We start from the raw sequence: 12184 nt of genomic DNA, 5'->3' as shown, positions 1-12184 counted from the left end.
GATTGCCCGCTTGTAAGGAACGTGGAATGTGTCACGGGCGTCGCTCGACGCCGAACTGGACGGATAGTGTGGCGCGATCCGGTGCATACGACCACCAGGTCGCGCACTAGCTGGAGCGAAAACCGGGCGTCTTCGGGGGAAGACGACTCGCGTGGCACCGACGGAGGATTCAAGCAACCGTGGATGCACATAGCCGTGGACAGGCGGACGATATCGACCCCGCCGACCAGTGGGTGCTCAACCCGGACACGGGTAACTACGAGCTGCGACTGGACCACTCCACAGGGCAGTCACCCGCACCACGCGCCACCACAGATGCGAGAACGGACCCCGGCCCCGCCGCCCCGGCCACCCCGACCGGCGACGCCGCACCGGCCGCCGACGCCGCGCCACCGCGCGCCGACGTCCCGGGCCAGCGCAGCCGCCGCGCGGGAAAAGGCCCCGGCAAGGGCCAGGGCGCGAACCAGCAGGAGCCGCCGCCCACCGCGCCCGGCCGCCGTAAGCGCAAGGCGGTCAAGGGCAAGAAGAAGTCGGGCAAGAAGAAGGCGCTCCTGTGGACCGGCGGCGCGCTCGCCCTCGTCCTGGTGGCGGGCTCCGCGGGCGGCTACCTGTACTACCGGCACCTCAACGGCAACATCGCCACCATCGATGTCGCGGGCGCGGGCAGCGGCGGCTTCAAAAAGGGCGAGGCCGTCAACATCCTGCTGATCGGTACGGACAAGCGGACCGGCGCGGGCAACGAGGGGTACGGCGACGCGGGCAGCATCGGTCACGCCGACACCAATCTCCTCTTCCACGTGTCCAAGGACCGCACGAACGCGACGGTGCTCTCCATTCCGCGCGACCTGATCACCGACATCCCCGACTGCGAGACCAAGACCGAGGACGGCACCAAGGTCATCCCCGGCGCCACCCAGCAGCGCTTCAACAACAGTCTGGGCCAGGACGACCGGGACCCGGGCTGCACGATGCGCACCACCACCGAGATCACCGGCCTGGAGATCGACCACTTCATGATGGCCGACTTCAACGCGGTCAAGACGCTGTCCACCGCGGTCGGCGGCGTCGAGGTGTGCGTGGACAAGGACGTCGACGACAAGCAGTCCCGGCTGAAGCTCAGCAAGGGCACGCACAAGATCTCGGGGGAGGACGCCCTCGCGTTCGTCCGTACCCGCCACGCGTTCGGCAACGAGAGCGACCTCAGCCGGATCCAGACGCAGCAGCAGTTCCTCGGCTCGATGATCCGTGAGATGAAGTCGGGCGACACGCTGACCAGCCCCAGCAAGCTGTTCAGCCTGGCGGAGGCGGCGACCAAGGCGCTGACGGTGGACACCGGCATCGGCAGCATCGACAAGCTCAGCGAACTCGCCAAGGAACTCGCCAAGGTCCCGGCGAAGAACATCACCTTCACGACGCTGCCGGTGCTCGACAACCCGGCGGAGACGGTCAAGGCGACGGTGATCCTCAACGAGCAAGAGGCCAAGCCGCTGTTCTCGATGATGCAGAACGACGTCTCCCTCACCGAGGTGAAGAAGAAGGAGTCGGCGAAGGAGGCCGCCGCCAAGAAGGAGCAGGCGGCCCTCCTCAAGGGCACCAAGGCCGCGCCCGCCGATGTGCGCGTCGACGTGTTCAACGGCGGCGGGCCGCAGGGCTCGGCGCAGGAGACGCTGAACTGGCTCCAGAACACCGAGGGCGTGCTGAAGTCCTCCAACAAGGGCAACGCCCCCGGCAACGTGGCCAAGACGACGCTGGAGTACGCGCCGAACCAGGCCGACCAGGCGCGCGCGCTGGCGGCGATGCTGGGGCTGCCCGCGGCCGGCATGAAGCCGGGCACCGAGGACGCCGTGGGGCTCGAAGCGATGAAGCTGACCCTGGGCAAGGACTTCAAGGGCGCGGGGGTGCCCATCACCGGGGCGGCGAAGGTGTCGTCCAACGTGCAGAAGGTCGAAGCGGACAAGCAGGTCTGCGCCAAGTGACACCGCGGAACCGGCTCGTACGGACTGCGTGATACGGGGAGTCTGGATGGGACACAGCGGTGGTGGCGTACGGCCGGAGGACGCGCGAGAACGCGTGCCGCAGGCGCGGGAGCTGGGCTGGGACGACAGTCTCTACGAGGGGGAAGGACCGCCCCCTGAGGGCGCGGCGCCGAGGGATCCCGCACCGAGGGACACGGCGTCGAAGGACACGGCCGGGGGCGGCGGGGGCGGCGCCACGCCGCCCGTACGCCCCAGGCGCCGCCTCTGGCGCGTACTGCGCTGGTCCGCCGCCTCGCTGTCGCTGCTGATCCTCGTGACGGCCGGCGCGGGTTACTGGTACTACGAGCACCTCAACGGCAACATCCGCAGCGGTGAGCGCAGCGGCGCGGGCGACGATCCGGCGAAGGCGCGGGCGAACGCGGCGGGCCAGACCCCGCTGAACATCCTGCTCCTGGGCTCCGACAGCCGCAGCGATCCGGAGAACGTCAAGCTCGGCGGCGGCAAGAACCTCACGAAGGACCCGCCGCTCGCGGACGTGCAGATGCTGGTCCACATATCCGCCGACCGGAAGAACGCGTCGGTCGTGTCGATACCCCGGGACACCCGGGTGTCCATACCGAAGTGCGAGGACGCCGGGACCGGCACGACCTACCCGCAGGTCAACACGATCATCAACGAGTCGCTGGGGCGCGGCGGCGCGGGCTGCACCCTCGCCACCTGGCAGAAGCTGACCGGCCTCTACATCGACCACTGGATGACGATCGACTTCGCCGGGGTCGTGAAGATGGCCGACGCGATCGGGGGCGTCGACGTCTGCGTCAAGGACAACGTGTGGGACCGGCCCCGGCCCGGGGTCCCCGGTGGCTCGGGGCTCAAGCTCACCAAGGGCACCCACCAGGTCAAGGGCGAGCAGGCCCTCCAGTGGCTCCGTACCCGGCACGCCTTCGCCAGCGACCTCGGCCGCGCCCAGGCGCAGCACATGTACATGAACTCGATGATCCGCCATCTCACCTCGCAGAACGTCTTCACCGACACGCCCCGGCTGACCGGTCTCGCGGAGGCCGCGACCAAGTCGCTGGAGGTGTCGAAGGAGATCGGTACGGTCAAGAAGCTGTTCGATCTGGCGATGCAGCTCAAGAGCGTGCCGACCGACCGCATCACCATGACCACGATGCCGACGGAGACCGACCCGCGGGATCCGAACCATCTGGTCGCGCGGCAGGCCGACGCGGACACGATGTGGTCGATGCTCCGCGAGGACGTGCCCTTCGACAGCAACGGCGACAAGGCCGACGCGAAGGCCGGGGCCGACGCCAGGAAGAAGGCCGCCGACCAGGCCGCCAAGACTCCCTCCTCGGCGCCCGCCGACACCGGGGTGACCGTACGCAACGGGACGGGCGGCGCGCAGACCCCCGTGCGGGGCCGCGCGGCGGAGGTGACGGGGGTGCTCAGCGGCAAGGGCTACACGCTGGCCAGTGCGGCCACCGAGCTGACCCCGCAGGAGAAGACCACGGTCGGCTATCCCAGCGCGGAGCTGGAGGGCGACGCGCAGGCGGTCGCCAAGGCCCTGGGGATACCGCTGACTTCGGTGAAGCGGTCCACGGACGTGTCGGGGGTCACGGTGACGGTCGGCGCGGACTGGCGCACCGGCTCCGCCTTCCCGAAGTCGGCCGAGCCGGAGGCGGGCTCGGTCCCGGACACGGCGGACGCCCTCAATGGCTCGGAGAAGGACGCGTGCATGGACGTGTACAAGCCGTACCGTTTCTGACGCGCCGGACGGGCATCGCTGCCCGCCCGGTGGGACTCCGGGCGGGCAGCGGTGCCACGGGGCGGGTTACGCCTCGACGGGCTGTGCCCCGGCGGCCGGGCGGCGGCTGGCGATGACCTTCTTGGCCAGCGCGCGCGGGCTGGTCAGGAAGCCGAAGCCCCACGACATGTGCATGGTGGCCAGCGCCACCGGGATCTGGAGGCGCGCCTTCGGCGACAGGCCCTTGCCCGCCGGGAGCGAGCCCGCGACGATCGCGGCGAGATATCCGGCCGGCACGACAAGGCCCCACGGCGTGAGCACCGCGCCGACGACCAGGCCCGCGGCGATCGCGCAGACGGCGGCCGGCGGGGCGAGGTAGCGCAGGTTGATCGAGCCGGAGTGGTAGCGGGCGACGACATGGCGCCAGCGGCCGTAGTCCTTGTACTGCTTGGCGAGCGCCTTCACCGAGGGGCGCGGGCGGTACTGGACGCGCAGCTCGGGCGAGAACCAGATCGCGCCGCCCGACTCGCGGATGCGGAAGTTCAGCTCCCAGTCCTGGGCGCGGATGAACTCCTCGTTGTAGCCGCCCTGCTGTTCGAGCGCCTCGCGCCGGAAGACCCCCAGATACACGGTTTCGGCCGGGCCGGCCTGGCCTCCGGTGTGGAACGCGGCGTTGCCGACGCCGATCTTCGAGGTCATCGCGGCGGCCACCGCGTTCTCCCAGTCGTTCTCGCCCTCGGCGTGCATGATGCCGCCGACGTTCTGCGCACCGGTCTCGGCGAGCAGCCGGACGGCGGTCGCGATGTAGTTCGCCGAGAGCATGCCGTGGCCGTCGACCCGTACGACGACGGGGTGGCCGGACGCCTTGATCGCGGCGTTCAGCGCCGCCGGGGTGCGGCCGGTCGGGTTCGGGACGGTGCGGACGCGGGCGCGCGCGTCGGACTCGGTCTCCCGTACCAGCTCGGCGGCGATCTCGTCCGTACGGTCCGTGGAGGGGCCGAGCGCGATCACCACCTCCATCTCACCGTCGTACTCCTGCTCCAGGATGTGCCGGACGGAGTTCCTCAGATGACGTTCCTCGTTGAGCACCGGCATGATCACGGAGACCGCGGGCGGCTGGTCAGGCATGTGGTCCTTCTGGGTCCTTCGGGAGGCTGAGAGCCTGTCGGCTGACCCGCCACGTTACCGCGAACGGGGGACAGCCACGCGCGCCGTCCGGTTGCGGCCCGGTGCCGCTGATCGTATGGGCCTACCGTGCGCGGAATCCGTTCACGGTCCATCGCTCCCCCGGCCTGCCGGCCCTTCACCGCGGAGGTGCTCCCCGTGTCCACGCCGCCCCGCACCACCCGCCGCCCCGCACCGCCAGGACGCGGGCCCGGCCCCCGGCGGCGACGCTGGGGCATGCGCACGGCGACGACGCTCTCCGTCCTGGTCCTGGGCGCGGGCGGGATCGGCCACGCGGTGGTGACCAGCCTCGACACGGGGATCGGCCGGGTCGATCCGTTCAAGGACATGAAGAACCGGCCGAACGCCGGGCGCGGGCTGAACCTGCTGCTCGTCGGCACCGACGGCCGCGACAAGATCACCGAGGAGGAGCGGCAGAAGTACCGGCTCGGCGGGGCGCCCTGCCACTGCACCGACACGGTGATGCTGGTGCACCTCTCGGAGGACGGGCGGCGGGCAAGCGTCGTCAGCCTGCCGCGCGACAGCTACACGGAGCTGCCCGAGCACACCGACGCCACCACCGGCAAGCGCCACGCGCCGCACCCGGTGAAGCTGAACGCGGCGTACGCGGAGGGCGGGCCGCGGCTGACGGTCTCCACCGTCGAGCGGATGACGGGCGTGAAGATCAGCCACTATCTGGAGGTCGACTTCACCGCCTTCATGAAGACGGTGGACGCGCTGGGCGGGGTGGACATCTGCACGCCCCGGCCGCTGAAGGACGCGTACACCGGGCTCGACCTGACACCGGGCACGCACCGGATGAACGGCGGGGAGGCGCTGCAGTACGTACGGTCGCGGCATATCGACAGCGCGGCCGACCTCGGGCGGATGCAGCGCCAGCAGCGGTTCCTGGCCGCCCTGATCCACCGGGCCACCAGCAGTGGGGTGCTGCTGAACCCGGTGCGGTTCAAGGAGGTCACCGCGACGATGCTCGACTCGGTACGGGCCGACGCCGGGTTCGGCGCGCGGCAGTTGCTCGACCTCAACGAGGCGATGCGCGGCTTCTCCCCCGCCTCGTCGGAGTTCACCTCCGTACCGCTGGCCGGTGACGGGACGGGGGTGACGGTCAAGGGCCTGGGCTCGACGGTGAAGTGGGATCCGGAGAAGTCGCGGCGGCTGTTCCGGGCGGTGCGCGACGACAAGCCGCTGACGGGGCCGGAGAAGGCGCCGGAAAAGGGGCGGGAAACGGCGTCGGAGACAGCTTCGGAAACGGCGTCGGAAACGGCTTCGGACCACCCCGCGAAGTCCGGGGGATCCGGGGAATCCGGCGGGTCCGGTGCGTCCGGTGCGTCCGGTGCGTCCGAGGGGAAGGGAGAGCCCGGCAGACTGGTCGACGTGAACCCGCGGGAGATCCGGGTGCAGGTCTACAACGGCACGGCCACGGACGGCCTGGGCAAGCAGGTGGACGACGCGCTGCACGCCACCGGCTTCAACACCACCCGCGCGCCGCTCACCTCGGACGGCCCCGACGCCCACCGCACGGTCGTCATGTACGACCCGCGCTGGGACCGCTCGGCGAAGTCCCTGGCGGCGGCGTTGCCGGGCAGTGAGCTGCGGGCGGTGAAGCAGCAGGGCGCGACGCTGAAGGTGGTGGCGGGCACGGACTACAAGGCGGTCGCTCCGGTACGGGCGGAGGAGACGCCGAAGGGCGAGTTCGGGGCGACGACGGGCGACCAGGCGGTGTGCGCGTAACGGCCCGGGTCTTCCGTTCGGCTCCTGCCGGCTCGCGAGCCGGCAGGAGCCGAACGGCCTGATCCACCGGCCTGATCACCGACCTGAGCCACCAGCCTGAGCCACCAGCCTGTTCCACCGACCTGATTCACCGGCCTGATCCGAACGAGAGGCCCTATCGCTCGTCGGGGCCCGGATCGCCGCGGCGGTCGTCGATTCCCTCGGCGGCCCGCTTCGCCCGCAGCTCCTTGATGGCGCGCCGCCGCGCGAGCCGGTGCGTACGCCGGATCTGCGCCTCCTGGTAGCGCCGCTTGTCGCGCTCGGTCTCCGGGACGACCGGCGGTACGGAGCGGGGCCTGCCCTCCTCGTCGACGGCCGCGAAGACGAGATACGCGCTGCCGACCTGGGTGGCGGGGGTGGATTCGTTCCAGCGCTCGGCCAGGACACGTACGCCGATCTCCATGGATGACCGGCCGACCCAGTTGACCTGGGCCTTCACATGGACGAGGTCCCCCACCCTGACGGGCACCAGGAAGACCATCTCGTCCATCGAGGCCGTGACGGCGGGCCCGCCGGAGTGCCGGCCGGCGACGGCGCCCGCCGCGTCGTCCACCAGCTTCATGATCACGCCGCCGTGGACCGTACCGAGGAGGTTGGTGTCGCCGCCGGTCATGATGTGGCTGAGCGTGGTCCGTGAGGCGGACGTGGGCTTGCCCGGAATCGGGGGTTCCGGGGATGGGGCCTGGTCTGTCATGCCCTCCACCCTATGCGCGGGTCCGATGCCTTCTGCCGGGCACCGGCGCGACCTGTTGTGCATCAGCTTCGCAACAGCCCCGATCCGATTCCCCACCTCCCTGTATGGAGCACAGCCTCGCCCGGCAGACTGTCCGTATGAATGATTGGCCCGATGGACGGAACGGCGAGCAGGGCAACGGGTACGGACGCCGCAGCGCGGGCGGACGGCCCGAGGGCGCGCGCGTGCCGCAGGCACAGCGCCGCGGAGTGCCCCAGCAGTCACCGGGGTACGGCCAGGGCGCCGGCCCCGGCCGGGACAACGGGTACGGGAACGGGAACGGGTACGCCGACTCGTACGACGGCGGCTACAACACCGGCCAGGTCTACGGCGGGTCCGGCGGCGCAGGCGGCGCAGGCGTGCCCCCGCAGCGGGGCGGCGGCTCAGGGGCCGGGCAGGCGCCCGACTGGCGCCGCCGGATCAAGATCGGCGCGCTGGTGCTGGTCGTGACCGTCCTCGCCGTCTCCATCGGCACGTACTTCTGGGCCGATTCCAAGCTGCGGCGCGAGGTCGACCTGTCGGTCGTGATCGACCGCCCCGACGGGGGCAAGGGCACGAACTATCTGATCGTCGGTACGGACAGCCGCGACGGCATGTCCGACGAGGAGAAGAAGAAGCTCCACACGGGCTCGGCCGAGGGCAGCAGAACCGACTCGATGATGATCCTGCACACGGGGTCCAACGGGCCGACCCTGATCTCGCTGCCGCGCGACACCGATGTGCAGATCCCCTCCTTCAAGGGCTCGCAGTCGGGCAAGGTCTTCCCCGCGCAGACCTCGCACAAGAAGCTCAACGCGGCCTTCGCCGAGGACGGCGCGCCGCTGCTGGTGCGCACCGTCGAGGCCAAGACCGGGCTGCGGATCGACCACTACGTGGAGATCGGCTTCGCCGGGTTCGCCAATGTGGTGGACGCGATCGGCGGGGTGGACCTGGACATCCCCAAGGCGTTCAAGGACAAGAAGTCGGGCGCGGACTTCCAGGCGGGCGAGCAGACCCTCAACGGCGAGCAGGCGCTGGCCTTCGTACGGACGCGGTACGCCTTCGCGGGCAGCGACCTGGACCGTACGAAGAACCAGCAGAAGTTCCTCTCGGCCCTGGCCTCCCAGACGGCGACGCCGAGCACGATCATCAACCCCTTCCGGTTCTATCCGGCGGCGGGCGCGGGGCTGGACACGCTGGTCGTGGACAAGGACATGTCCCTGTGGTCGCTGGGCAGCATGTTCTTCGCGATGAAGGGCGTGACGAGCGGCGACGGCACCTCCATGAACATGCCGATCGCGGGCCAGAGCGGCGGCAACCTGCTGTGGGACGAGGCGAAGGTCAAGCAGCTCGTCAGCCAGCTCAACAACGACGAGAAGGTCACGGTCACCGGTAACTGATGCTCCCTCCCGCACCACCCGCCGCGTCCGACGCCGTGTCGGACGCGGCTTCGGCCGGGTCCGGCGCCACCGCGGCCTCCGCCGCCGGGACCGCCGTGGACCACGGCCTGATCGAAGCGGCCACCACGACGGCCCGCGCCCGCGCCCGGGGCGACAGCCACACGGTCGCGGCGGCGGCCCGCGCCGGTGACGGCCGCGTCGTCACGGCGATGAACGCGTACCACTTCACCGGCGGCCCCTGCGCCGAACTCGTCCTGGTGGGCGCGGCGGCGGCGCAGGGCATCTACGACCTGACGACGATCGTCGCCGTGGGCGACGGCGAGCGCGGTCTGATGCCGCCCTGCGGCCGCTGCCGGCAGTTCCTGTTCGACTACTTCCCGACGATCAACGTCATCGTCGGCACCGACGAGCACCCCAGGACGCTCACGATCGCGGAGCTGCTGCCGGAGGCGTACGTCTGGTCGGACCACCAGGACTGAGCGGCCCGGCGGACAGGGGCGTCGGGTTGGTTCGTCGGGCGTCGGCTTGGTGCGTCGGCTTCGTGCGTCGGCTCGGTGCGTCAGCTCGGTGCGTCAGCTCGGTGCGTCGGCTCGGTGCGTCGGCTCGGTGCGTCGGGCGCTTCGCGAAGACGTGAGCAGCGGCGCCGGGGACACGACCGCCGCCGACCCCCGCACCACCCTGACATGACCCGGGACATGGGCCGACGCACCGGTCGTCCGGTGGGTCGCGGGCGCTGCCTCCGGGGGTGGAAAGCGAGTAGCCAAAAACGTGAGCTGAAGCTCACAATAACGCCATGAGCTGCGCGTTCGCACTTCCGTAGGCGCAGCGTGCGGAGCCGGCTGACGACTCCGCACCCATGGTCGAGCAGCGAGATGGAGACCTCATGCCCTCCACACCCCTGACGCACAGCACCCCCGCCACCGTCCTCCCGGCACCGGATTCGCTCTCCGTGATGACGACGGTCGCACAGCTCGAATCGGCGCTGGGACGACCGGCTCCCCTCGTCATGATGAAGCAGCTGGACCGCCTCGACGACGGCTGTATGACGGTGCTCACGCACGCTCCGATCGCGGGCCTCGGCTATCAGGTCGCGGGCGGCGACCGCAGGGCGACCTTCGTGGGCGGCGCCCCCGGCTTCGCCCGCGCCGAGTCCGCGACGCGTATCCGCGTCTCCTTCGACCCCGCAGAACACCGCGAGCGGCCGCTCGTGGACGGCGGGGTCTCCTTCGTGTTCCTGCTGCCGGGCGTCGGCGAGACCCTCCGGCTCAACGGCACCCTGGCCGCGCACGACGGCGACGCCCTGACGGTCGATGTCCGCGAGGCGTATGTGCACTGCCCGCGCTCCGTGCTGCGCTCGCGGCTGTGGCAGGCCCCGGCGGCCGATGAGGGGACGTCAGCCGGGGCGCCGGACAAGGGCGTGAGGACGGACGAGGGTGTGGCGCCGGAAGAGGGTGTGGCGCCGGAAGAGGGTGTGGCGCCGGAAGAGGGTGTGGCGCCGCTGCACCGGCCGGACGTCGCCCGGTTCCTGCGGAGCGCCCCCTTCCTGGCCGTGTCCACCGGCGACACCGCGGGCGGCGGTGACACCAGCCCGCGCGGCGACCAGCCCGGGTTCGCCCGCGCGCTGGACGGGCACACCCTCGTCATCCCGGACCGCAAGGGAAACCAGCGCGCCGACACCTTCCACAACGTGCTCCAGGACGATCGCGTCGCGCTCGCCGCCCTGGTCCCGGGCCGCGCCGAGGTCCTGCGGCTGTACGGCACCGCCCGCATCACCGACGCCCCGGCGCTGCTGGAGACGATGGCGCTGCGCGGGACGCCGCCGCGGCTCGCGCTCGTCATCGACGTCCGGCACGCCGAGTTGACCGGCAGCGCGGCGGTCGCGCGGGCGCGGCTGTGGAGCCCGGCCGCGCACGTGGACCGCCGTACGGTGCCGGATCTGATGATCCTCGCCTCCCGACATGCCGCGGCCAACCCGACGAAGGTCGCGGGCGGGCCGCCCGGGTTCGTGTCGAAGCCGCTCACCGCCTTTCCCCGCGTCACCCGGTGGCTGCTGGACCTGGGTTTCCGCAAGACGCTGAAGGACGAGGGGTACGGCGACGACGCCCCGCGCCCCGCGCCGGGGAGCCGGGGCCGGAGCCAGGGCCGCCTGCTCCGGTTTCTGCCGGCCGGGTTCCTGTCGGCGCGGTCCGGGGCGGATGGCACGACGGCGGATGGCGCGACGGCGGATGGCGCGACGGCGGACGCCGCCGGGCGCGGCACCGGGCGCGGCACCGCGCCGGACGGGACGGACAGGACGGCGCGCCGGATGCGGGTCACGGCGGTGCGCAGGGAGACACCGAGCGCCCTCACGATCGTCCTGGAGGACGCGGCGCGGCCGGGCAGCCCGGTGGATTTCCGGCCCGGCCAGTACTTCACCCTGGTCACGGACATCGACGGGCACAGGGTTCCGCGCGCCTACTCGGCCTCGTCGGCGCCCGGCGCGCCCGAGCTGGAGATCACCGTCAAGCGGGTCGCGAACGGTCTGTTCTCGCACCACGTCCACGAACGTCTGGGTGTGGGCGACCTGTTGGAGCTGCGCGGCCCTTCCGGCACCTTCTGTCCCGATCCCGGACGGAGCGCCGACGAGGAACTCGTCATGATCGCCGCAGGCAGCGGTGTGACCCCGATGATGAGCATCATCCGTACGGTGCTGGCGGGCCGGACGCCGGGGCGGCTGGCCCTCCTCTACGGCAACCGTACGGAGGAGGACACCATCTTCGCGGGCGAACTGGACCGGCTGCGGTGCCGGCACGCCGACCGCCTGACGGTCACGCACCGCCTCACGCGCCCGTCACCGACGTGGACCGGGGCGAGGGGCCGCCTCGAACGGGACGCGATCCGCGACTGGATCGAGGAGCTGGCGCCGTCCTCCGGTGCCCGTTATCTCGTATGCGGCCCCGATGCGGTCGCGGAGACCACCCGCGCGGTGCTGGCCGAGCGCGGAGTGCCCGCGAGCCGCGTCCACATCGAGAGCTACACCAGTGCCCGCGTCGCCCCGGAGGATCTCGCGACCGGCCCCCACCGCATGACCGTCGAGGAGAACGGGCAGCCGATCGGCGCCACGACCGTCCAGCCCGGCCGGACGCTGCTCGGCGCGGGCCTGGACGCCGGGCTGCCGATGCCGTACTCGTGCACCGTCGGCAACTGCGGCGAGTGCCTGGTCAGGATCCGGTCGGGAGAGGTGAAGGCGGACCGGCCGAACTGCCTCACGCCGGAGCAGGAGGCCCAGGGCTACACCCTGGCCTGCGTCGGCCGCCCGCGCTCCGCGGTCACCGTCGACCTCACCGAGGACCCCGGTCCCGGTGCGACCGGGTGAAGGCTGGCGGCGACCGGGCGGCGGCGTCCGGGCGGCGGC

General features: G+C 71.5%; 8 protein-coding genes. 6 read left to right on the top strand and 2 right to left on the bottom strand.

All coding sequences use genetic code 11. The annotated features are described in order from the left end of the window. The first annotated feature begins 179 nt into the window (after positions 1–179). Together DVH02_RS03160 and DVH02_RS03155 are read left to right on the top strand one after the other, a co-directional pair. The gene (locus DVH02_RS03160) at positions 180–1976 is read left to right on the top strand and encodes an LCP family protein (protein ID WP_114622119.1); all 1797 of its coding nucleotides are present in this window, start codon (positions 180–182) and stop codon (positions 1974–1976) included. Between the two features lie 46 nt (positions 1977–2022). After that, positions 2023–3744, top strand: coding sequence for an LCP family protein (locus tag DVH02_RS03155; protein ID WP_114622118.1), 1722 nt, complete (start codon positions 2023–2025; stop codon positions 3742–3744). Positions 3745–3810: 66 nt separating this feature from the next. Here the strand turns inward: DVH02_RS03155 and DVH02_RS03150 are convergent, their stop codons facing one another. Next, a complete protein-coding gene (locus DVH02_RS03150) occupies positions 3811–4851 on the bottom strand; it encodes a glycosyltransferase family 2 protein (RefSeq protein WP_114622117.1) in 1041 nt (346 codons plus the stop codon). A 195-nt stretch (positions 4852–5046) separates the two neighbouring features. Between DVH02_RS03150 and DVH02_RS35905 the strand changes: the two genes are divergently transcribed. Then, entirely contained in the window at positions 5047–6639 is a 1593-nt protein-coding gene (locus DVH02_RS35905) for an LCP family protein (RefSeq protein ID WP_456113485.1), read from the top strand. A 154-nt stretch (positions 6640–6793) separates the two neighbouring features. Here DVH02_RS35905 and DVH02_RS03140 read toward each other — a convergent pair whose 3' ends face one another. Continuing rightward, on the bottom strand, positions 6794–7372 hold the full coding sequence (locus DVH02_RS03140) for an acyl-CoA thioesterase (protein WP_199566148.1): 579 nt from the start codon (positions 7370–7372) through the stop codon (positions 6794–6796). Between the two features lie 137 nt (positions 7373–7509). Between DVH02_RS03140 and DVH02_RS03135 the strand changes: the two genes are divergently transcribed. The 3 genes from DVH02_RS03135 to DVH02_RS03125 all read left to right on the top strand — a co-directional run bounded on the left by DVH02_RS03135 (position 7510) and on the right by DVH02_RS03125 (position 12145). Beyond that, on the top strand, positions 7510–8790 hold the full coding sequence (locus DVH02_RS03135; protein WP_114622116.1) for an LCP family protein: 1281 nt from the start codon (positions 7510–7512) through the stop codon (positions 8788–8790). After that, positions 8790–9269 (top strand): cytidine deaminase family protein, encoded by a 480-nt coding sequence (locus DVH02_RS03130; protein WP_114622115.1) that lies wholly within the window; start codon positions 8790–8792, stop codon positions 9267–9269. Before DVH02_RS03135 ends, DVH02_RS03130 begins: the two co-directional genes overlap by 1 nt. 404 nt (positions 9270–9673) lie before the next feature. Next, a complete protein-coding gene (locus DVH02_RS03125) occupies positions 9674–12145 on the top strand; it encodes a 2Fe-2S iron-sulfur cluster-binding protein (protein ID WP_199566147.1) in 2472 nt (823 codons plus the stop codon). The last annotated feature ends 39 nt before the right edge of the window (positions 12146–12184 follow it).

Origin of the sequence: Streptomyces corynorhini (assembly GCF_003346515.1) — a bacterium.
GTDB classification, from domain to species: Bacteria; Actinomycetota; Actinomycetes; order Streptomycetales; family Streptomycetaceae; genus Streptomyces; species Streptomyces corynorhini.
This window is presented reverse-complemented; position numbering and strand designations above follow the sequence as displayed.

Excerpts from the sequence above, each read along its gene's own strand:
- DVH02_RS03155 (WP_114622118.1), top strand. The coding sequence starts at position 2,023 with ATGGGACACAGCGGTGGTGGCGTACGGCCGGAGGACGCGCGAGAACGC.
- DVH02_RS03150 (WP_114622117.1), bottom strand. The coding sequence starts at position 4,851 with ATGCCTGACCAGCCGCCCGCGGTCTCCGTGATCATGCCGGTGCTCAAC.
- DVH02_RS03140 (WP_199566148.1), bottom strand. The coding sequence starts at position 7,372 with ATGACAGACCAGGCCCCATCCCCGGAACCCCCGATTCCGGGCAAGCCC.
- DVH02_RS03135 (WP_114622116.1), top strand. The coding sequence starts at position 7,510 with ATGAATGATTGGCCCGATGGACGGAACGGCGAGCAGGGCAACGGGTAC.
- DVH02_RS03130 (WP_114622115.1), top strand. The coding sequence starts at position 8,790 with ATGCTCCCTCCCGCACCACCCGCCGCGTCCGACGCCGTGTCGGACGCG.
- DVH02_RS03125 (WP_199566147.1), top strand. The coding sequence starts at position 9,674 with ATGCCCTCCACACCCCTGACGCACAGCACCCCCGCCACCGTCCTCCCG.